General features: G+C 65.1%; 20 protein-coding genes. 7 read left to right on the top strand and 13 right to left on the bottom strand.

What is annotated here, in order from left to right; all coding sequences use genetic code 11:
- Positions 1 to 387: 387 nt before the first annotated feature.
- On the top strand, positions 388 to 2238 hold the full coding sequence (locus tag GOSPT_RS01615; RefSeq protein ID WP_005202163.1) for a fatty acyl-AMP ligase: 1851 nt from the start codon (positions 388 to 390) through the stop codon (positions 2236 to 2238).
- A gap of 133 nt (positions 2239 to 2371) precedes the next feature.
- Entirely contained in the window at positions 2372 to 3274 is a 903-nt protein-coding gene (locus GOSPT_RS01610; RefSeq protein WP_141630773.1) for a serine hydrolase, read from the top strand.
- Between the two features lie 58 nt (positions 3275 to 3332).
- On the opposite strand, the gene GOSPT_RS01605 is transcribed toward GOSPT_RS01610, so the two are convergent.
- On the bottom strand, positions 3333 to 4931 hold the full coding sequence (locus GOSPT_RS01605; protein ID WP_051993718.1) for a YibE/F family protein: 1599 nt from the start codon (positions 4929 to 4931) through the stop codon (positions 3333 to 3335).
- A gap of 21 nt (positions 4932 to 4952) precedes the next feature.
- Complete coding sequence (locus GOSPT_RS01600) at positions 4953 to 6362, bottom strand: LLM class flavin-dependent oxidoreductase (protein ID WP_005202159.1); 1410 nt, start codon at positions 6360 to 6362, stop codon at positions 4953 to 4955.
- 156 nt (positions 6363 to 6518) lie between these two features.
- Between GOSPT_RS01600 and GOSPT_RS01595 the strand changes: the two genes are divergently transcribed.
- Complete coding sequence (locus GOSPT_RS01595; protein ID WP_039854255.1) at positions 6519 to 7019, top strand: mycothiol transferase; 501 nt, start codon at positions 6519 to 6521, stop codon at positions 7017 to 7019.
- 46 nt (positions 7020 to 7065) lie between these two features.
- Here GOSPT_RS01595 and GOSPT_RS01590 read toward each other — a convergent pair whose 3' ends face one another.
- From GOSPT_RS01590 to GOSPT_RS01565, 6 genes are all read right to left on the bottom strand, one after another.
- Positions 7066 to 7485, bottom strand: a complete 420-nt coding sequence (locus GOSPT_RS01590) for a DUF6764 family protein (protein ID WP_005202156.1) — start codon at positions 7483 to 7485, stop codon at positions 7066 to 7068.
- A gap of 169 nt (positions 7486 to 7654) precedes the next feature.
- Positions 7655 to 8269, bottom strand: a complete 615-nt coding sequence (locus tag GOSPT_RS01585) for a response regulator transcription factor (RefSeq protein ID WP_005202155.1) — start codon at positions 8267 to 8269, stop codon at positions 7655 to 7657.
- Positions 8266 to 9369: a sensor histidine kinase gene (locus GOSPT_RS01580; protein ID WP_051993717.1), complete on the bottom strand. Its 1104-nt coding sequence runs from the start codon at positions 9367 to 9369 to the stop codon at positions 8266 to 8268. Before GOSPT_RS01580 ends, GOSPT_RS01585 begins: the two co-directional genes overlap by 4 nt.
- A gap of 116 nt (positions 9370 to 9485) precedes the next feature.
- Positions 9486 to 10292 (bottom strand): ABC transporter permease, encoded by an 807-nt coding sequence (locus GOSPT_RS01575; RefSeq protein ID WP_005202152.1) that lies wholly within the window; start codon positions 10290 to 10292, stop codon positions 9486 to 9488.
- Positions 10293 to 10346: 54 nt separating this feature from the next.
- Entirely contained in the window at positions 10347 to 11291 is a 945-nt protein-coding gene (locus GOSPT_RS01570) for an ABC transporter ATP-binding protein (protein ID WP_005202150.1), read from the bottom strand.
- Between the two features lie 104 nt (positions 11292 to 11395).
- Positions 11396 to 13267 (bottom strand): APC family permease, encoded by a 1872-nt coding sequence (locus GOSPT_RS01565; protein WP_085941908.1) that lies wholly within the window; start codon positions 13265 to 13267, stop codon positions 11396 to 11398.
- 379 nt (positions 13268 to 13646) lie between these two features.
- On the opposite strand from GOSPT_RS01565, the gene GOSPT_RS01560 reads away from it, so the two are divergent.
- The 4 genes from GOSPT_RS01560 (at position 13647) to GOSPT_RS01545 (ending at position 17180) form a co-directional block, all read left to right on the top strand.
- Positions 13647 to 14336: an MspA family porin gene (locus tag GOSPT_RS01560; protein ID WP_005202142.1), complete on the top strand. Its 690-nt coding sequence runs from the start codon at positions 13647 to 13649 to the stop codon at positions 14334 to 14336.
- 36 nt (positions 14337 to 14372) lie between these two features.
- Positions 14373 to 15059, top strand: coding sequence for an MspA family porin (locus tag GOSPT_RS01555; RefSeq protein WP_005202141.1), 687 nt, complete (start codon positions 14373 to 14375; stop codon positions 15057 to 15059).
- Between the two features lie 129 nt (positions 15060 to 15188).
- Positions 15189 to 16190: a cation diffusion facilitator family transporter gene (locus GOSPT_RS01550; protein ID WP_005202140.1), complete on the top strand. Its 1002-nt coding sequence runs from the start codon at positions 15189 to 15191 to the stop codon at positions 16188 to 16190.
- A gap of 63 nt (positions 16191 to 16253) precedes the next feature.
- Complete coding sequence (locus tag GOSPT_RS01545; RefSeq protein ID WP_005202139.1) at positions 16254 to 17180, top strand: LLM class F420-dependent oxidoreductase; 927 nt, start codon at positions 16254 to 16256, stop codon at positions 17178 to 17180.
- A 17-nt stretch (positions 17181 to 17197) separates the two neighbouring features.
- Here GOSPT_RS01545 and GOSPT_RS01540 read toward each other — a convergent pair whose 3' ends face one another.
- The 5 genes from GOSPT_RS01540 to fabG all read right to left on the bottom strand — a co-directional run bounded on the left by GOSPT_RS01540 (position 17198) and on the right by fabG (position 21523).
- Positions 17198 to 18004, bottom strand: a complete 807-nt coding sequence (locus tag GOSPT_RS01540) for a pirin family protein (protein WP_005202138.1) — start codon at positions 18002 to 18004, stop codon at positions 17198 to 17200.
- A 7-nt stretch (positions 18005 to 18011) separates the two neighbouring features.
- The gene (locus GOSPT_RS01535; RefSeq protein WP_005202137.1) at positions 18012 to 18518 is read right to left on the bottom strand and encodes a MarR family winged helix-turn-helix transcriptional regulator; all 507 of its coding nucleotides are present in this window, start codon (positions 18516 to 18518) and stop codon (positions 18012 to 18014) included.
- Positions 18515 to 19489 carry a pirin family protein gene (locus GOSPT_RS01530; RefSeq protein ID WP_005202136.1) on the bottom strand — a complete coding sequence of 325 codons (975 nt, stop codon included), beginning with the start codon at positions 19487 to 19489 and terminating at the stop codon, positions 18515 to 18517. Before GOSPT_RS01530 ends, GOSPT_RS01535 begins: the two co-directional genes overlap by 4 nt.
- Before the next feature lie 112 nt (positions 19490 to 19601).
- Complete coding sequence (locus tag GOSPT_RS01525; RefSeq protein ID WP_005202135.1) at positions 19602 to 20780, bottom strand: CoA transferase; 1179 nt, start codon at positions 20778 to 20780, stop codon at positions 19602 to 19604.
- Positions 20777 to 21523 (bottom strand): 3-oxoacyl-ACP reductase FabG, encoded by a 747-nt coding sequence (gene fabG / locus GOSPT_RS01520; RefSeq protein WP_005202133.1) that lies wholly within the window; start codon positions 21521 to 21523, stop codon positions 20777 to 20779. Before fabG ends, GOSPT_RS01525 begins: the two co-directional genes overlap by 4 nt.
- Between the last annotated feature and the right edge of the window lie 2 nt (positions 21524 to 21525).

Genomic DNA, 21525 nt, shown 5'->3' with positions numbered 1-21525 from the left:
GACTCTCCTCGGGGACATGTGCAAGAACTTGAGTGCAGTCTGAACGTAGAGCCAGAGCAAGCTGAGAGAGGGCCGTTTCGGTAAATTTGCTTTTGTACACGAACCATTAACTGGACTCGTCTGGTGTCGTTAGATCATTAAAGAACCAGCTCAGCGCGCTGTAATCGCTTGCGATAGTTAGTCAAAGATTCGCGATAGCGTGGTACTGAAGAGTAGGTTTCGGTGTCGTAGTGGGCGTAGAACCTGAGAAAAACGGCATCCTGCAACCGATGCTCGGGTAATGTCCCTCGCGCCCGGCGGCCCGGACGGAATGCGAACGATGGGTCGTCGTCTTACGGGGCCGCGGACTCGACGCGGCGCCGAGATCACGATCGACGAAGGTGGCCGATGTCCAAGCACGCAAAACTCACCGAAGACACTCTGCTCGAACTGCTTCGGCAGCGGGCGGATCGGTACGCCGACAAGGTGGCATTCGACTTCTCGTACAACGGCGACGGCGAGAAAGCGAGTGTGCTGACCTACCGTGATCTGGATTACAGGGCGCGCGCGATCGCTGCCGAGTTGCAGAGTAAGGGTGCGGCAGGCGAGCGCGTACTGGTGCTCTGTCGACCCGGATTAGACCATATCGCAGGCTTTTTCGGATGTGTCTATGCCGGCGCGGTCGCGGTTCCGGTGCACGAGCGATTGGCTCCGCGACTGTCTTCGGTCGTGCCGGATGCGCGCGCACGTTTCGCGCTGGGAGTGTCGGAGACGCAGCCGGCCATCAAGACGATGCTCGACACGCTCGGCGAGGGCGGCGACCTGACCTGGGGTCTGATGGACGTGGTCTCGGCGGATGCCGACGACTGGGTCGCGCCGAACATCGACGCGACTACGGTCGCGATGATTCAGTACACGTCCGGATCGACCACGACGCCGAAAGGCGTTGTCCTCAAACATGACAACCTGATGCGGAACATGGAGGCGATCCGATCGTCGTGGGAGGGCACAGACTCCGACGTCGGCGCCTTTTGGCTTCCGTCTCATCACGACATGGGGTTGATCGGCGGGGTGCTGTCGATGATCTATCTCGGTTGCACAGCACATTTCATGTCGCCGACGGCGTTCATCAAACGGCCGATGGCATGGATGGAACTACTCTCCTCGTGTGCCGCGACCTACACCGTTGCGCCCAATTTCGCCTACGAGTTGTGCGTCGAACACAGCACCTCCGAAGAACGTGCAGCACTTGACCTTTCGAGGCTGCACACCGCGATGAATGGCGCTGAACCCGTGCAGGAGGCAACCCTGCGGCGGTTCGCCGAAGCCTTCGCGCCCGCGGGATTCGCGCGCGAGGCATTTTCTGCGGTCTACGGTTTGGCTGAAGCGACGCTTCTCGTTTCCGGTCGGCCCGGTTCGGCGCAGCCTCGCGCGATGCATCTCGATCGTGAGGTGCTCGCCGAAGACAGAGTCGTCGAGCGCGACGACCCGGCGGGTGCGATGACTGTTGTCGGGTGTGGCGAGCCACGCGCAGGCGAGGTGGTGATCGTCGACCCGGTGATGCACGTGCAGTGCGGAGAGGGAAAGGTCGGCGAGATCTGGTGTGCGGGTACGAGTGTCGGGGCGGGATATTGGCGCAGGCCCGAGGAGACGGAGCACACTTTCGGCGCGTCGATTGCCGACACCGGGGCAGGGCCGTTCCTACGCACCGGCGATCTCGGATTTCTGCGTGACGGCGAGTTGTTCGTCACCGGTCGGTGCAAAGACCTCGTCGTCATCCGCGGTGGCAATCACTATCCCAACGACATCGAATTCACCGTGCAAGGTTGCCACGCATCCCTGACATCCGGTCGTGGCGCGGCGTTCGCGTTCACGCCGGGATTGCGCGCGGTCGAACGACTTGTCATCGTCCAGGAGGTGGACGTCGACCACGGTGGTGTGGGCTCACTCGATGCGGACGCCCTCGCCGAGATCAGCGAGAGCGTGCGTGTTGTGGTTGCCGATCGATACGGCGTCGATCCTCATTCGGTGTTTCTCGTCGAGCCGCAGTCGATTCCGACGACATCGAGCGGCAAGATCCAACGTGGGCGGTGTCGCGAGTTGTTCCTCGACGATTCTCTGTCTCCGGTCGCTGTGTGGCAGACGTCCTCGGCCGCCGACGACGTGGCGCGAGCGAAAGAACTCGAGAGGGCTGTTGCCGGTGCCGAACTGGTGCGGCTCGCGGTCGCGTCGGGCAGGGGCGTCGGGCAGCCCTCCTGACAGCCACGCCACGCCCGTGCACGGTGGTGTTCCTCAGTGCAGGCCGGGTGTGACCGAGTTGTGACGCCCTCGGGGTCGCTTGGGGCGCGACCGGGCCGTAACGTCTGTTACTCAAGTGACTAGAGGGACAGATGTGACTATTTCGAAACGACTCTGCGTGCTGATCGCCGTCGCGGTGACGACGATCGTCCTCGGTGCAGGGAGCGCGCATGCGGCCCCGGCCCGGTTTCGACCGCCGCCACTACCCGAGCCGATTGCGACGTGGCTGCGTCCGCCGGTACCTCCGGCGAAGAGGCTCGCAGACAGCTGGGCGGTTGCGCAGAAGTCGATTCGTAAGTCGATTCCCGGCCAAATCGGAGTGTCGTTGGTACCCGTCGGGTCCGACGCCGCACAGTCGTTCGGGTCGCTCAAGACGGGGCGGGCGTGGTCGACCTTCAAGGTTCCCGTCGCGCTGGCGGCCGAGCGCAAGAACGGTGCATCGATCCTCGCCAAGGAGGACAAGGCGATCACCTTTTCCGACAACGACGCCGCAGGCGACCTCTGGGGATCGCTCGGCGGCGGCAGGGCATCGGTCGACGCGGTGACCGCGGTGCTGCGCGAAGGCCATGATGTGACGACTCGGGTGAGTTCGGAGATCGATACTCCGCGTTCGTATCCGGGCTATACGCAGTGGGCGCTGGCTGATCAGGCGCGTTTCGGGGCGCACCTGCCATGCATGCCGAACACCAAGAACATCCTCGACCACATGGGTTCGGTGGCGCCGAATCAACGGTGGGGCATCGCTGATCTCGGTCCCAAGCAGCACGCGGTCACCGCGGTGAAGGGTGGTTGGGGGCCTGCCACCGATGCGGCACCTGGTTACCTGGTGCGCCAGCTCGGCCTCATCGCGACCGATCAGGGGGAGGTCGCGGTCTCGATGGCTGCTCGTCCGACGAGCGGAACATTCGAGGACGGCACAAAGATGCTGACCAAGGTCGGCGACTGGCTCGGCCGGAACTTCACATTGATTCCTGCGGGGAAGTGTCCCGCCCTCTGAACGGCGCACACTCGGCAATCTGAGGCGCACGGCAGTCTGGGCCGGCCGGTCGGCAGTGTCAGTCTGGCATGGAGTGGCGACCGGTGCGCGGAGGTGACGGGTCGACGTCCCGGTCGTGGGGGCTCGGTTGCTCATGTGCCTCGTGGGGTGCGGCACGGGTCGCCGACTCGGTTGGGGGATGGTCGTTGACGGGCCGCCCGTTGTCGATGCGACGGGTTGCGCGCACCGAGGCGTCTGGCGCGCCGGACGTCGTGCGTGTTCCCGGTCCCACTGCGCCGGACTGCGGGCGCCCCGGCTTCGCCGCACCGGAATGTGTGCGCGCGGGCTCCACCGCGCGCGGCGTCGGATGGGTGAGGGCGGCGGCGATCGCTGTGGTCAGCGGCACCGACAGCGCGATGGCGATGCCGCCGACGAACGATCGGGCGAGTTCGACGGCGACCGCGTCGGTGGTCAGCAGCGACGAGAACGGTTGTCGCGCAACGGAGAACAGGAGGAGAAGCGGTAGCGCGCTGCCCGCGTACGCGAAGACGAGGGTGTAGACGGTGCTCGCTATGTGGTCTCGGCCGACGCGCATCGCGGCCCGGAAGGTCGCGAGTCTCGTCGGCTCTCCCGCGCCTGCGAGTTCGAATGCCGCTGATGCCTGGGTGATCGTGACGTCGTTGAGAACGCCAAGGGTGCCGATGATGAATCCGGCGAGCAGCAGGCCGCTGATCGAGATGCTGCCCTGGTAGACCTGCAAATTGGTGGTCTGGTCGCCCGACAATCCGGTGAGGTGCATGGTCCTGATGGCCAGCCAACTCAGCACGCCCGCGAGCACGAGTGAGCTCAACGTGCCCAGGAGCGCCGAACTCGTCCGCAGGCTGATGCCGTGCGCCAGATACAAGACGACGAACAGGATCGCAGCCGAGGACACCACGGCCACCGCGACGGGCGACTCACCGTCGAGAATCGCGGGCAAGGTGAATACGCCGAGGACAGCGAAGGCGAAGACGAGGCCGATGATCGACCGCAAGCCACGCCAGGCCGCAACCAGGACCACCGCGCCGACGAACAGCACCGCCCAGATCAGTGTCGGTATCCCGCGCGCGAAGTCGAAGAACGTGTAGCGCGGCGCGCCGTCGGGGCCCGGTACCGTGCTCAGCCGGATGGCGTCGCCGGGGGAGAGTGACGGTTGGCCCGCCTGCGGTTCGTCGAGGGTCGACGGGTCGGGTGCGACACTGTCCGGGCCGCTGCCGGCCTGCGCCCGATTCGTCGGGATCTCGAGCAATGTGTATTTGCCTGACGCGCTTCCCGACTCGAGCTTGACGGTGTTCTCGATGCACGGGCCGTTCGGCGTCGGCGTTGTGCCGAAATCGGGCGAATCCTGCGCCGTTCCGACGAGCTGGTTGAGGCAGGGACCACGCGATTGCCCGACCACTTTGCCCGACACCGTCGTGATCGCTCCGCCGTCTGCGCCTCGGAACTGCGGCGGAATCGGATGGCTCCCACCGGACGGCCACAGCAGCACCATGCCGACGATGACGGCGATACCGGCGATCGTCAGCGTGACGACGACGAATCGTTTCGCGAACGGAGACAAGGCCGCCGGGATCTCCGACAGCGAATGGCTGTGCGAGTGTCCGACGTGTGTGCGGTGGGGTCCGGGATCGCGACTCACCCCGCCACAATAGGCGGCGAGTCAGCTCGGTGTGGCGCCGACGGCGTCGACTCGTGCCGCCACGTCACGGACCGAGTCGTCGATGGTCGATCCCTTGCCGCCGACGCGGTACGACGCTCCGCGGTGGTTGTCCGGAAGCAGGTCGCCGCGTCCGAACAGCTTGTTGCGCAACGTACCCGGCACGTACTCCCGTTCGTAGGCACCTCGCCGCTCCAGTGCGGGCACCACGTGGGTGATGACGTCGGAGAAGGTGCCGGGCGTCACGGCATATGCGAGGTTGAAGCCGTCGACGTCGGTGTCGGCGGCCCAGTCGAGAAGGGCCCCTGCGACCTCGTCTCCCGACCCGATCAGCACCGGACCCATTCCGCCGATGCCACCCCACGCAGCGATGTCGCGCACCCGCCACTGCTCGCCGGTGTCGGATGCCTGCTGGAATGCGGCCACCGCCGACTGGATCGCGTTACTCGCCACGTTGCCGATCGGTTCGTCGAGGTCATACGACGCGAGGTCGATGCCCATCCAGCCCGACATGAACACCAGTGATCCCTCGTCGCTGGCGAGTCGCTGATACTCGGCCGCCTTGGCGCGTGCGGCTTCCGGCGTGGCGTCGGTGATGATCGTCAGGAGCGTGTAGATCCGTGCGTCGTAGGGATCGCGACCTGCGAGGACGAGTTCGTCGCGGATCTTGGCGACGGTGTCGCGGAGGATCTGCTTGGTGGGAGCCGCGACGAAGATGGCTTCGGCGTTCTGGGCGGCGAAGCGTCGGCCGCGAGGTGAGGCCCCCGCCTGGTAGATGACCGGCGAGCCCTGTGGTGACGGCTCGGACAGGTGAATGCCCGGCACGGTGAAATGCTTACCGCGGTGTCCGACGTGGTGCACTTTCGACGGGTCGGCGAACACCCCGGAGGTGCGGTCGCGGAGTACCGCGTCGCGCTCCCACGAGCCCTCCCAGAGCTTGTAGAGCACCGTCAGGTATTCGTCGGCGTGGTCGTAGCGGTCGTCGTGCGCCAGAAGATCGTCGTCGCCCATGTTGCGCGCTGCCGACGGCAGATAGCCGGTCACCACGTTCCAGCCGATCCGGCCCTTGGTGAGATGGTCCAGCGTCGACAATCGGCGCGCGAACGGATACGGATGCTCGAATCCGGTGCCCGTGGTGATCCCGAAGCCGAGGTGCTCCGTCGCGTGAGCCATTGCCGACACCAGCAACAGCGGGTCGTTGACAGGAATCTGCGCGCCCTGCCTGATCGCGGCTTCGTCTGTGCCCGCGTAGACGTCGTAGGTGCCTAGTACGTCGGCGATGAACAGGCCGTCGAATCCGCCCGTTTCCAGGAGCCGGGCCAACTCGACCCAGTAGTCGAGTGTGTTGTAGTCCCACGATCGATCCGCGGGGTGACGCCACAGACCCGGCGATTGGTGGGCGACGCAATTCATGTCGAATGCGTTGAAGCGGATGGGTCGCGGCGTGCTTGCCCGCGAGCTGGGGGCGGGAACGTGATGGCTGTCAGACACTCGGCTGATCGTCCGGCCTCACGTCGGGTCACGCCAGGTTTGTGCGCACCGCGGGCCAAAGGGGTACGAATGGTTGGCATGAACGCCTCGGAAGTTCTCCTCGACGGATTGGGCCGCATCAAAGACGGGGTACACGGTGTCCTCGACGGGATCGACGAAGAGCGACTGGGCCTCACGGTGGCACCGGGAGCCAACACCATTGCCTGGCTGATCTGGCACCTCACCCGAGTCCAGGACGCGCAGATCGCCGATGTCGCCGACTTCGACCAGGTCTGGATCAGAGATGGCTGGTACGAGAGTTTCGCCCTGCCGTTCGACAAGGAGGCCACCGGCTACGGGCAGTCGCCCGAACAGACGCGACGCGTAGTAGCCGAACCCGGCCAGTTGCTCGGCTACTACGACGCCACACACGACGCATCGGTCGCCTACCTCACGACGCTCGACGACGCCGACCTCGACCGGATCGTGGACGAGCGGTGGGATCCTCCCGTCACGCTCGGCGTCCGATTGGTCAGCATCGTCGACGACGACGCGAAACACCTCGGGCAGGCCGCCTATCTCCGTGGACTACACCTGTGACACCGCCGGGCGTAGGCGGTCACAGGTGGGTGAAAGACGTTCTGGCTCAGGGCTTCCAGCAGCCCTTGAAGGTTTGGAAGTCGCCTGCGAACGAGGTGCCGCCGGTGCAGGTGGGTCCGTTCTTGCCGTCGACGACGACGGTGGCACCCGGTCCGGCGATGCCGATCGCGAGACCCGGTTTGATACCGGTCATCGTCACTGATGCCTTGGGACCCAACGCAATTGCCGCAGGACCGGCGTAGTTGTCTGCCTTGGACGACGCAGTGCCGCCGTTGTCGACGACCGCCAGGCTCAGTCCTGTTGGGCCGGAATCCGCTGTGCAGCCATGCATTGTCGAACTCTGTCCTGGCAGGGCCGGACAGATCGTGGGTGCGGCAGCAGCGTCGGGTGCTGCGGCGAACGCGATCGCTCCCGCGCCTGCCGTTGCGACCAGTGCACCCAATGCGATTCGGGCTGTATTCCGCATGTGAAGCTCCTTGCTTGTCAGTGTGTCGGTGGATGAGCACCAGCGATTCGGAGCAGGTGTGGACCGCGGATGGGAACAGCCGTGCAGAAAGTGACGCCTCTCGGTGCCGCCGTACGTACCGGTACATGCGAGGGGCCCGTGGGGTGCAGGTTTCTGCGCGCAGAAGACGTCAGATCCAGCCGCGATCGCGCGCGATATGCGCGGCCTCGCCGCGTGTGCTCGCACCGGTTTTTCCGATGGCCGACGACAGATGGTTGCGCACGGTGCCCGCGGACAGGTGGACCTGCGCTGCGATCGTCGCCACCGTCGCGCCCGACAGCGCGGCACGCAGCACGTCTGTTTCTCGCGAGGTCAACGGATTGTCGCCACTGGCAAGGCTTTCCGTCGCGAGCGTCGGATCGACGACGCGCAGTCCCGCGTGTACGCGTCGGACGGCATCGGCGAGTTGGGCCGCGGGAGTGTCCTTCACCACGAATCCCGACGCTCCCGCGTCGATCGCGCGACGGAGGTAGCCCGGACGGCCGAACGTCGTGACGATCAACGAGCGCACGTCCGGGAGGTGTATCCGAATCGCGGCAGCGGCCTCGATGCCGTCGGCTCCGGGCATTTCGATGTCGAGGAGGCAGACCTGCGCGCCGGATTCGCGGGCGGCGTCGACCACCTCGTCGCCCCGTCCGACCTGGGCGACGACCTCCAGATCGGGTTCGAGGTCGAGCAGTGCGGCGAGCGCGCCCCGAACGAGCGCCTGGTCGTCGGCGAGGAGTAGTCGGATCGAGTCGGTCATGAGATATGTACCCGCACTGTCGTTCCCGTCGGATCGGAGTCGAAGTGTACTGTGCCGCCGGCAGATTCGACGCGCTCGCGCAGTCCACGCAGCCCGTTGCCGTGCTCGGCGTCGCCCAGGCCGGCACCGTCGTCGTGAACAGACATCGACGATTCGTCGATCAGCACCTCGCAGTGCTGTGCGCCGCTGTGTCTGACGACATTGGTGACGGCTTCCCGCAGGACCCAGGCGAAGAGTTCGGCGTGTTCGGTGTCGACGGTCGGCTCGGGCAACGTGGCCGCGATGCCCGCCGCGTGCAACGCGCTGTCGACCCCCGCGATGGTGTCGGGCAGATCGGGTGTGCGCATGCGGCCGACGGTCGTGCGCACCTGTGCGAGCGCATCGCGGGTCAACTGATTGATCTCGCCCAGTTCTCGTTGCGCGCGTTCCGGATCGAGTTCGACGAGCCGCTGTGCGAGTTCGGTTTTCACACTGATGACCGTGAGCGAGTGGCCGAGGATGTCATGGACGTCGCGCGCCACACGCTCGCGTTCTGCGACGACGGCCAGCCGTGCGTCGAGTTCTCTTCGACGCTCCTCTTCGCGTTCGCGCTCTCCCTCTCGCACCGCGACGGCTCGAAATCCGAGCATGGTCAGTCCCACGGCCAGCAGGACGAGCACGATGCTGGCATCGGTGTGCCACCCGAAGAGACGGGGGACGGCAACCGAGGCAACGACGACGGCGCCGACGCAGATCAGCGCCCACCGTGTCGGAAAGCAGAAGGCGGCGACGACCATCAGGAATGGCGCTGCACCGAAGGCGTTCTCGCCGATGATCGGCAGTAACCCCACCATCAGGAGCGCGAGCAGCGCGAACAAGGGCACGCCGCGCAGATCGGTCGCTGACCGGCCGGTGAGCAGGTACACGCTGGCCCACAGGTAGGACAGTGCGAACAGCGTCAGGAGGGCGAATCCGATCGCCTTTGTCGCGGGCGAGTGATCGGAGGTCGCCACCGCGCCGATAGGGTAGGCGAGAAAGATCAGCCAGACAGCAGTGAACACCCAGCGCAGATTGCGCCAGGGTGCCACCGCGCCAGCCTTGAGGCCCAACCGCTGTGCCATCACGCACTCTCGACCGTCATGGGCGATGTTCTCCTGCTGTTCCGTCGTCGGTTCGGTCGCTCACTGGCTCACTGGCCCGCTGACTCACTGGCCCGCTGACTCACTGGGCCGCTGACTCACTGGCGCTGTGTACTGCGACTGTAGAAGACCGCGGCGGCGATCGAGAACACTGCGGCCCAGAAGCCCAGATTGGCGATGGCGACCCAGAGTCCGATGTGCGTGCCGTAGACGGTCACCCCGTGGTCGAGGGGGTAGCGGGCCAGAGTCACGACCCCGAACATCGGGGTGAACTGGGAGATGGTCAGCATGGTTCCCTTGAGTGGGACGAAGACATTGCCTGCGAAGGCGAGGAGTGCCAGTACGCCACCCATCACCTGCATCGCACCGTCGGACCGCATCAGGCTGCCTACCGCCAAGCCGAACGCTGCGAACACCGACGCGCCGATCCATCCGAGCAGCAGGCATGCGATCCACGCGCCGGCGGGTGCGCGCACACCGGTGGCGATGCCCGCGATGCAGAGCACCGCAATGGGCAGTGCACCCATCGCAAGGGCCACACCGATTTTCGTCGCCACGTAGCCCGCGGGTTGTAGCGGCGTCATCATGAGCGTTCTGGTCCAACCGGCTTGCTGTTCGATCGCGACCGATGCGGCGTTCGTGGCTGCGGCCAGGATCGCCCCGTAGACGGCCATGCCGATGAGGACGTAGAAGGCGACGTTGCCGGATCCCACTGCATCGCTTGTCTTCTGGGTTGCACCGAAGACCAGGTAGAGCAGGGCGGGCATCGCGACGGTGAAGATCATCGCGCGGCGATTGCGCATGACGCGACGGATGTCGAGACGGAGATAGGTGGGTGAGGCGAAGAACCCGCGAAGGGAGTCCGCTCCGGTCGTCGTCGGTGCGTCGGCAGCATGCACGTTCATGGTGGTCGAGCCTTTCGATGTGCTGGGGTTGGGCGGCTGTGAGGGTCGTGGTGGTCAGTCGGTGGTGAGCGCGATGAAGGCGTCTTCGAGGTTGTGGGTTGCGACCTCGAGTTCACGTGCGTCGGTCGCGGTCAGTAGAAACCTCGCAAGTGCATCGGAATCGTTGGCGGACAGATAGGTTCGTCCGCCTCGACGCTCGACCACCTCGAGATCGGGAATGGCCGTACCCACTGCGGCGATACCGGTGTCGTCGACGATTGCCGACACCACCCGTCTGCTGGCGACATTGCGGATCTCGGCGGTCGAACCGTCGGCAACGACGCGTCCGTGCGAGACCATCACTATGCGGTCGGCGAAGTCGTCGGCCTCTTCGAGGTAGTGAGTGGCGAAGACGACGGTGCGACCGGCACCGGCATCCGCACGAATCGCCGACCAGAAGGCGCGTCGTGACTCCACATCCATTCCGGCGGTCGGCTCGTCGAGCACGATGAGGTCGGGGTCGGGCAGCATCGCCAACGCGAACTTGAGGCGTTGCTGCTCGCCACCCGAGCACCGGGAAACCTTGCGCCCGGCGATGTCTGAGATGCCGGCGCGAGCCATTGCTGATTCGACGTCGCGCGTGCGCCCGTGCAGATCCGCGATGATGCGCATGGTCTCTTCGACCGTGAAATCGGGGAGCAGACCGCCGCTCTGCAGAACCGCGGCGACCCTACCGGTCCGCGCGGCCTTCCTGGCCGACGACCCATAGACCTCGACCGTGCCCGAATCCGGTTGTGTCAGGCCGAGAACCATGTCGAGCGTCGTGGTCTTGCCTGCGCCGTTCGGCCCGAGGAAGGCCACGACCTCGCCCTGGCGGATCGTCAGGCTGAGGTCGTCGACGGCGGTGACCTGAGAACTGTTGCCGCTGCGGAAGGTCTTCGTGACGCCGTCGATGACGAGTGCCGGCACGGTGTGTGTCGGCGCCGATGTGCGAATCGCGGAGGAGTCCGTGTTGTTCATGACATCAAGAGTCGCCCCGCGCGGGCGTCCACACACAGAGCAGATGTCATGTTTCGCCCATGACAATCGTCATGGGCGGGGCCTGGGATGCCGGTGTCGGGAAGTCAGCCGACGTGTACGACCGGCCGTTGGCTGATCTCCGGCTCGGCTCGTCGGACGACCTCTCGCGTGACAGCCGCCACCTCGCCTTCGCCGATGAACAAGAACCGGAGGAGGTTGAGCAGCGGGTTGGTCTCGCTCCACTCGAAGTACACGTTGGGAACGATTCCGGTCCGTTCGCGGATGGCCAACAACGTGGCTGCGATCGTATTGGGCACCGCCGCCGAATCAACCCAGAGGATCCGGTAGCCACCTTCGCGGTAGCGTCCGTGAATCAGGAGGTCGGTGGCGAATTCCGACGAGTCGGTCACGTTCACTTCGAGGAACACGATCTGATCGGCGTCGGGAATGTGGCTTTCGGCGCGTTGCTGCAGTTCTTTGTCGTGGTATTCGTGCAGCGACCGTTCGTCGGGGTCGTGGGTGACGATCTGTATCTCCCCGGAGGCCGCTGCCTCGTCGATGATGCGTTGTGCTGTCTCGTCGAAAGTGATGATGCCACTTCGCAATTCGAACGATCGGTTGATTCGGGAAGCAAACGACACGATCAGGATCGCCGCGATGAAGAATGCCGCCACCTGCACACCTTCGGGGCGTTCGATGATATTCGCGACGGTGGTGTAGATGAAGATCACCGAAATCGTGGTGAACATCAGCGTCAGTCGTCGGATCCTGCGTTTGCGCACCGAGAGCGTGACGGCGATGGCCGCGGACGTCATCAGAACCAGCACGCCGGTGGCGTATGCGCCGCCCTGTTTGTCGACGTTGGCGTCGAAATAGATGGTGACGCCGAAGGCGATGAGTGCGAAGACGACAACCAGCGGGCGGGTGGCGCGCGCCCAGTCCGGAGCCATGCCGTAGCGCGGCAGGTAGCGCGGCACCAGGTTGAGCAGACCGGCCATCGCCGACGCCCCGGCGAACCAGAGGATGAGGATGGTGCTGATGTCGTAGACGGTGCCGAAACCGCTGCCGAGGTAGTCGTGTCCGAGGTAGGCGAGCGCACGACCGTTGGCTTTGCCGCCGGGCTGGAACTCGTTCTCGGGTATCAGGATGGTGCACACCAGGCTGCTCGAGATGAGAAAGACACTCATGATCAGTGCTGATGTGGTGAGGAGGCGTCGTGTGCCACGGATGCGGGTGATCGGATGATCGGGTGGATCGGCCGGTGAGCCGTCGACCTGCGGCATGACCGCGACGCCCGTCTCGAAGCCCGACAATCCCAGCGCCAGCTTGGGAAAAACGAGGACGGCGATCGCTGCCACCATCCACGGATTGCCGTGCTCGGTGAACATCGCCGACTGCCAGTCGATGACGAGATGTGGAGCTTCGACGATGTGCCACAGCGCGGTCGCGATCACGACAACGTTGAGACTCAGATACACGACGACCAAGACGACAGCGATGGTGATCGCCTCGGTGAAGCCGCGTAGGAACACCGCGGCGAGCAGCGCGAGCAGGATCAGTGTGATCAGGACCGTGTGGTTGGAGAAGCCGCGTGGGACAAGGGGATTCTCGACGAAGTGGGCAGTCGCGTCCGCGGCCGACAACGTCATCGTGATCAGGAAGTCGGTTGCCGCGAAGCCGAGGAGGACGAGAACGAAGATCTTTCCGCCCCACTTGGGGAGCAGTCGCTCGAGCATCGCGATAGAGCCCTCGCCCTTGGGCGATTTGGCTGCGACGTAGCGATAGACGGGAAGCGCGCCGAAGAGCGTCAGTGCGACCAGCACCAATGTCGCGACAGGGGCGACGGTTCCCGCTGCGAGCGCAGCGATGCCCGGCTGGTAGCCGAGCGTCGAAAAATAGTCGACGCCGGTCAGGCACATCACCTGCCACCACCGGTGTGTGTGCGATTCTTCGCTCGGAATGCGGTGCGGTCCCATGAGGCCTGCGGGCTCCGGTGAGATATCGGAGAGCAGCCATTGCCGCATTCGGTGGTCGGAAACGTCGGAGCTCACTCGCAAACACTAACCGGACGAACCTCGATTTGGTATCGCGAAGCCTGTACTCATTTGCGGACGATCAGCAAGCGTCGCTTATGTCCGATATTTGGCAGTGCAAACGGTGCAAAACGAAACATCCTGTCGTGCAACGGATTCGAAGATCACAAATTGGTCAACGCGCCGCCGTGTGGCTGCTCTTTGTTCACGTTTTGTTCTCCGTCATCTCAGTACAGTTCGCGCGGAGTTGCCGCTGGGGCGACGACCGGCGCAGCGCGCGGAGCGAGCGAGCCGAGCAATGAATTCATCTTGAGGGGACTACATGACCACCAACGAGTCACGGATGCGACGGGGTGCCGTCGGCGCACTGGCCATCGGTGCCGTCGCGACCGCCGTCGGCCTGGCCGCGGCTCCCGCACACGGCGACGCCTTCGTTCGTTTGCCGGGAGGAACGGCCAACGGCGACGGGCTGACCCTGACCCGCACCTCTGAATCTGCACAGATCTCGCCGTCTCTTGCGGCGAATGGCCTTGGCCGCACCGCGTGGGTGAGCGGAAGCGTTGTTCTCAAGGCACCAGGCCTGAAGGACTCCAAGGCGGGACCGAACAACGGCGTCGGTTCGAACGGCGAGGCCACCTACCCGGGCACCGGCGGCGTGTCGACGGACGGCGCCGCGGCGACGCTCTCGGTGGGCTACATCGTCGGTTGCCAGGTGAACGTCGGATCCATGACGGTCGGTGCCACCGGAACACTCAACCTGCTCAGCGCCGGCGCGGTATCGGGTTCGGGCAGTCTCAGCATTCCGCTGACGCCCGGCCAGGTGGTGTTTGCTCAGCTCGATTACAAGGACATCGAGAAAAAGGGCACGTACTACTTCAATTGGGACCGCACGCAGCTGAACATCAACAACTGCGCAGGCTACGCGCAGGCTCGCTCGTACGTGGTCGTGGAGACCACAGGTAGCGATCATCAGAAGATCAATCTCTATGGCAAGCCCTTCTCCATCGGCTGACACCTCCCTGAACGACTGACGACATACGAGGAAGAAATGAATATCAGCTTGAAGCGGCTCGTCACGATCGGCGCGCCCGCGGCATTGACAACCGTCGCCGCACTGATGGCACCGGCCATCGCACACGCGGACGTCCACGTCGCGCTCCCGTCACAGACCGACCAGCAGACCCTGGGCGACGGCACCGTCGTGTCGGTGACGAGGAGTAACGAGAGGGCAAACATCAACCCGTCCCTCGGCGGAACCCCGCTACACCGCAACGCATGGGTGTCGGCCACCTACGCTGTCAAGACCAGCAAAGACGCCAAGAACATCAAGATCAGGGCGGGTTACATCGTCGGCTGCCAGGTCAACATCTCCGGTGTCACTGGTAGCGGCAACGGTGCCGCATCCGGCAAACCGGGTCCGAATATCGACAGTCCGCCCGCAATCAGTTCGGCAACGGCCGGCGCCGGAACCTCGCTGTCGGTCGGTCCGGGCCAGGCGGTCGCCTATTACGTGAACACTGTCGAGTCCGCCGACGACTTCGGCAACCAGAAGCTGAGCAACAAGGTCGGGTACAAGGCCACCAACCACGCGAAGCTCAGCTATACCGACGAGCAGATCGGGATCAACGGCTGCGCGGGCTATGCGCAGGCTCGCTCGTTTGCCGACGTGTATGTGAACACACCCAACGCAGAACAGATCGTGACGTTCTACGGAAAGCCCTTCAGCCTCGGATAACCTCTCACCCGAGTCTGGATTCGACGACCGCGCGGTGCACCTTCGGCTGGGTGCGCCGCGCGGTCATTTCTCGGCGAGGGCGTGTCCGGATCGAGTGTCGGCAAACGCATGCCGTGAGACGATCGGATCATGGCTGACACGGATGCGCCGCGGACCGATGAGCAACTCGTCACCCCTATCAACGATCAGGATTCGATGACGACGGTCGTCATCGCATTCGTCGCCAATGTTGCGGTCGCCATTGCCAAGACGATTGCTGCGATCGTCACGGGATCGGCATCGATGACGGCTGAAGCCATGCACTCCTGGGCGGACTCGGGAAACGAGATCTTTCTGCTCATCGCCGAGCGCCGCGGAAACCGTGGCAGGACAAGGAGTCACCCGTTCGGGCACGGCAGGGAAACCTACATCTGGTCGATGTTCGCGGCGTTCGGACTGTTCGCAGTCGGCGCTGCCGTGTCGGTGGTCAACGGCATCACCGCGCTGGTACACCCGGAAGAAGACACCAACTATCTCGTCGGCTACATCGTGCTCGCGATCTCCGCTGTGCTGGAGGGTATTTCGTTCATACAGTCGGTGCGCCAAGCCAAGGCGGGCGGACGTCGGATGTCGATGCACCCGCTTCGATTTGTCAGCCGGACGTCGAACACCACTCTGCGAGCAGTGTTCGCCGAGGACTCCGCGGCACTCGTCGGACTCGCGATCGCTGCTGCGGGCATGGCGCTGCATCAGATCACCGGCAACGCAGTCTGGGATGCGCTCGGATCGATCCTCGTCGGTCTGCTGTTGGGCTTCATCGCCATCTTCCTGATCCGACGCAACAGCGAGTTTCTTCTCGGCCAGGAGGCCATGGCGCCGATTCGCGACGCCATCCTCGTTCGTCTGCTCGACATGGCCGACATCGATCGGGTCACCTATCTGCATGCGGAGTACGTCGGTCCGATGGAGTTCTACCTGGTGGCAGCCGTAGACATCACCGGCGACCTCGCCGAGCACGACGTCGCATTCCGGTTGCGAAGGCTTGAAGCGCAGATCGAGACGCAGGACGCGATCGTCGAGGCCGTCCTCACCCTCTCGACCGTCGACGAGCCGTCGCTGGTGCCCGCGGGCCAGATCACGCCGGAGGCGTGACGCGTCCCCAGAGAGGACGGCACGCCGGACAGACCCGAGTTCGCGACGCGTAGGTTGAATTCCATGGAATTGCGAATCTTCACCGAACCTCAGCAGGGTGCCACGTACGAGACGCTCCTGCGCGTCGCGCGGGCGAGCGAAGACCTCGGCTACGGAGCATTCTTCCGATCCGATCACTACCTGGCGATGAACACCGAGGGGCTCCCGGGGCCGACCGATGCGTGGCTCACGTTGGCGGCGCTCGGTCGGGAGACCTCGACGATCCGTCTCGGCACCCTGGTGACGTCGGCGACGTTCCGCCATCCCGGTCAGCTCGCGATCCAGGTTGCGCAGGCCGATGAGATGAGCGGTGGCCGAATCGAATTCGGACTCGGCGCAGGATGGTTCGCCGAGGAGCATGAGGCGTACGCGATCCCGTTCCCACCGCTCGGAGAACGCTTCGAGAAGCTGACCGAGAACCTCGAGATCATCACCGGGCTCTGGTCGACGCCCGCCGGCGATCTCTTCGACTACCGCGCCAAGCACTTTCAGGTAACCAACTCACCCGCGTTGCCCAAGCCGGTGCAGTCACCGCGGCCCCCGATCATCATCGGCGGCATGGGTAAGAAGCGCACCCCCGCGTTGGCCGCGCGGTTTGCCGACGAGTTCAACGTGCCGTTCGCGAAGACCGACGTCGTCGCAGCGCAATTCGACGTCGTGCGCGATGCGTGCACGGCGGCGGGTCGCGGACCCGACGAACTCACGTATTCGGCAGCGTTGACGATCTGCGTGGGCAAAAGCGATGCAGACGTCACACGACGTGCCGACGCAATCGGGCGCGAGGTCGGCGAGCTCCGGGAGAACGGACTCGCTGGTACGCCCGATCAGGTCGTCGAGAAGATCGAGTCCTACCGGGCCATCGGAGTCACCAGGTTGTATCTGCAGATGCTCGACCTTGACGATCTCGAGCATCTCGAGCTGATCTCCACAGCGGTTGCGCCACAACTCTGATCGCGTTCGTCGAGCGGTCAGGCGCGCGCGGCGTCGAACGACGTGTGCATTTCCCAGAAGAGGATCTCGGCCGGCGCGTCTGCGGCGACGGTCAGTGCGGCGGTGCCCGCGGTACGCAGCGCGTCGCCCTCATCGAGCGTGAGGTGGTCGTCGGCTGTCTCGTCGCTCGGCAGGCCCGACACCGTGACGGTGCCGGAGACCACGAACAGGTGCCCGAACGGTGCAGACGGCAGGGTGACCGGGCGGTCGGGGAGTAGGCGCGCCGCATGCAGCGCGACGTAGCTGTTGCCGACCGACAACGCCTGCCCGCCCGCGTCGCGGTCGAGTCCCGACACGATGGTGACCAGCCCGCCGTCGGCTAGCGCCTCGTTGACGCTCGCTTCCGCGTAACTCGGTGTGCCGCCCGAATACTCGGGTGCGATCCACATCTGCACGACGCGCAGCCGCTGGTTCTCGGCGCGCGTCGACGCGTTGCGTTCGGAATGCCGGATTCCCGATCCGGCAGACATGCTCTGCACGACGCCGGGTGTGAGAACACCTTCGCTACCCTGCGAGTCTCTGTGGTGCAGAGCGCCTTCGACGACCCACGTGACGATCTCTGCGTCGCGATGCTGATGGGTGTCGAAGCCTGCGCCCGCGTCGACGATGTCGTCGTTGTGGACCAGCAGCATTCCGTGCGCGTTGGCCGCCAGGTCGAAACTGCCCGTGGCAGGAAAGGATTGCCGCGAGTCGATGGCCTCGTCGTTCCACATGTGGCGGTCGGCTGCGCGGATGAGGCGGCAGCGGGCGACGTCGGTGATCTGTGGGGTCTGCGTGTCGGTCATGATGTCGTCATTTCGCTCGGTTCGCGGATGTGCTTGGGGTGAGGGGAGTTTCGGCGTCGAGGTGACTGGTCAGTGTCTCCATGAGGTCGGCGAGTCCGCTTGCCTCGGAATCCGACAGCGCGGAGGTGAACAACCTGTCGACGGCCGCACCGTGGTCGCGTGCCGCCGCCGCGAACGCCGTGCGTCCGTCGTCGGTCAGTACCGCGTAGCTGCCGCGTTTGTCCTCCGGGGCCGCCTCGCGACGAAGCCAGCCGCGTCGGACCATCGCGTCGATCTGGTAGGACAGACGCGACGTCGAGAACACCATGCGGTGGGAGAGGTCGCGCATTCGTGCACGGCCACCGGGGCATTCGTGGAGGATCAACAGAACGTGATAGTCCGCCAACGACATTCGGCAGTGAGCACGGAGTTCGTCGTCGAGCGTGGTCTGGAGTCGGGCGCTGGTCTCGATGAAGAGCCGCCACGCCTGGGATTTCGACGCGGCGACCTTCTGGATCGAGGGGTTGGCGGTCATCGAGTGCTGGTGTGCGGCATGATCGCATCCGGCGGAATGACGCCGAGACGACCGGCCTGGAAGTCTTCGATGGCTTCGATCAGTTGCTCGCGGGTGTTCATCACGAACGGACCGTAGTGTGCGACGGGTTCGCGAATCGGTTGCCCGCCGAGAAGGAGGACCTCGAGGGCGGGGCGGTTGCTGTCCTGTCCGGCATCGGCGGCGACAGTCAGACGGTCACCCTTGCCGAATACGGCGAGTTGACCCTGCTCGATCGGACGCGCATCTGGGCCGACGGTGCCACGTCCGGACAGGACGTAGGCGAGGGCGTTGAAGTCCTCACGCCACGGCACCGACACGGATGCACCCGGCGCGACGGTCGCGTGCGCCACCGTGATCGGCGTGTGTGTGGCACCCGGCCCGGCGTGGCCGTCGAGCTCACCGGCGATGATGCGGACGAGTGCGCCACCGTCGGGCGAGGCGACGAGCGCGACGTTCCCGGCTTCGAGGTTCTGGTAGCGCGGTGTGAGGAACTTGTCCTTGGCCGGCAGGTTCACCCAGAGCTGGATGCCGTGGAACAGGCCGCCGGACTCGACCAACTCGGCCGGTGGGGTCTCGATGTGCAGGATGCCGGCACCGGCAGTCATCCACTGCGTGGCGCCGTTCTCGATCAACCCGCCGCCACCGGTGGAGTCCTGGTGCTGGAAGCGGCCGTCGATGATGTAGGTGACGGTCTCGAAGCCGCGGTGCGGATGCCAGTCGGTGCCCTTCGGTTCGCCCGGCTCGTAGTCGACCTCGCCCATCTGATCCATGTGGATGAATGGGTCGAGGACCGCTGCCGGAACGCCTGCGAAGGCTCTGACCACGGGAAACCCTTCGCCCTCGTATCCGCGTGGGCCACGGGTCAGTGACTTCACGGGTCGTTCGGTTGCCTCGAGTGCCGGCGCGGTGAGGCGGGGCAGTGTTGTGGTGTCGGCGGTGATGGCGGGCATCGGAACCTCCTGGTCGGCTGTTTGCTCAAATCTGAGCAACTGGTTCAGTCAACCTGCCGAGGTGCGGTGTTATTCCGGAGACGTCGTCGGTGGTGTCACGGGGTTGTCGGCGTCACGGGGTGTCGGGGTCGTCGGCCCACGTGGGCGTGTCGGCGCCGAGTGTTGGCGCGGGCCCTGCCGCGAAGTGTTCGCCGTCGAAGCCTGCAGGTAGTCCCGCGGCGAGGTAGGTGCCGACGCCGGGCTGGTCGAGATCGGTGAACAGTGGGTTCGCCGCGAGCGCGCCGGACGCCACCACCTCGTCGAATGTTCGGTAGCGCTGTGCGAGCACCGACGACTCCTCGAGGAGCTCGGCGACTCTCTCGGTCGGCTGGTTGGCAAACCACGTGCGGAACAGCGCGTTCAACACGTCGCGATGGGTGAAGCGGTCGGCCTCGGTGGTGAAGTCGACGTCGAGTGAGCGTTCGAGTGCGCCGACGACGCCGTCGGTTCCGGTGATGCGCACCAGGTCGCGAAAGTGGCGTGCGGTGAGGGCGACGATCATGAATCGATCTCCGTCCGCGGTCGTGACGTCGGTGCCGTACGTCCCGTAGACGTCGTTCCCCGTGGCGGGCCGCGACGTCGAATTCACCTGCGGTTCGGTCAGATAGCCAAGCGTTCCGGCGATCGACAACGCGGTGTCCTCGAGCGCCAGCCGAATACGGCTACCGTCGCCGCTGTGTTCGCGTTTGCGTACCGCGGCGGTGAGTGACACGGCGGCATAGAGTCCGCAGATCACATCCCACGCGGGGAGTACATGGTTGACCGGACCCGCATGATCGAGCGGACCGGTGATCATCGGAAAGCCGATGCCCGCGTTGACCGTGTAGTCGACTGCGGGGGAGCCGTCGGAAAGTCCGCACAGCTCCACGGTGATCACGTCGCTGCGCAGCGCTGCCAGCGTCTCGTGGCTCATCCAGTCCCGGCCTGCCGCATTGGTCACCAGAATCCCACCGCCACAACCTGATTCGACGACGAGTCGTCGAATCAACTCCTGGCCGTCGGGTGATCGCAGGTCGGCGGTGATCGACTTCTTGCCGCGGTTGAGGCCGGTCCAGTAGATGGAGGTGGTGCCGTCATCGGTCAGCGGCCAGCGGTGGACGTCGGCGGCACCGCCGGTCGGATCGACCCGGATCACCTCGGCGCCGAGTTGCGCAAGTGTCAAGCCGCACAGGGGCGATGCGACGAAGCTCGACACCTCGACGACGCGAACGCCTGCCAGCGGACGAGACACCTGACTGCGCCCGGTGGTCACATGAACCGCCCGCCGGTGACCTCCATGACGGTGCCGGTCATATACGACGAGAGGTGGCTCGCGAGAAACAGTGCCACAGTGGCGACTTCGCTGACCTCGCCCGCGCGTCCCATCGGGATCTCGGCCATCTTCTGATCCCATGCCTTCTGTGGCATGGCTTCGGTCATGGCCGAGCGGATGAGGCCCGGCGCGACGGCGTTGACTCGAACCCCGTGGTGCGCCATCTCTTTCGCGGCGGCCTTGGTCATCCCGACGATGCCGGCCTTGGCCGCGGAGTAGTTGGTCTGCCCGACCATGCCGACCTTGCCCGACAGCGACGACAGGTTGACGATGGCGCCGCTCTTGCGTTCGCGCATGATCGCCGCGGCTTTGCGCGTGCCGTTCCAGGTGCCCTTCAGATGCACGTTGATGACCTGGTCGAACTGGTCTTCGGTCATGGTGCGCATGGTGGCGTCGCGAGTGATCCCGGCATTGTTCACCATGACGTCGACGGGGCCGAAAGCGTCTGCGGCTGCGGCGAGTAACGCGTCGACGTCGTCGCTGTCGGTGACATCGCACCGCACGCCGATCGCACGCTCGGAGCCGCCGAGTTGTGCGGCTGCCTTGTCGGCGGCTTCCGCATTGACGTCACCGATCACGACGCGAGCGCACTCGTCGACGAAGAGCTGCGCGATGGCGAAGCCGATTCCCTGTGCGGCGCCGGTGATCACGGCGGTCTGATCGTTCAGGAGCGGTCCTGGCATGG

The organism is Gordonia sputi NBRC 100414 (assembly GCF_000248055.1).
GTDB classification, from domain to species: Bacteria; Actinomycetota; Actinomycetes; order Mycobacteriales; family Mycobacteriaceae; genus Gordonia; species Gordonia sputi.
The sequence above is the reverse complement of the archived record's forward strand: the minus strand, read 5'-3'. Positions and strand labels throughout refer to the sequence as shown.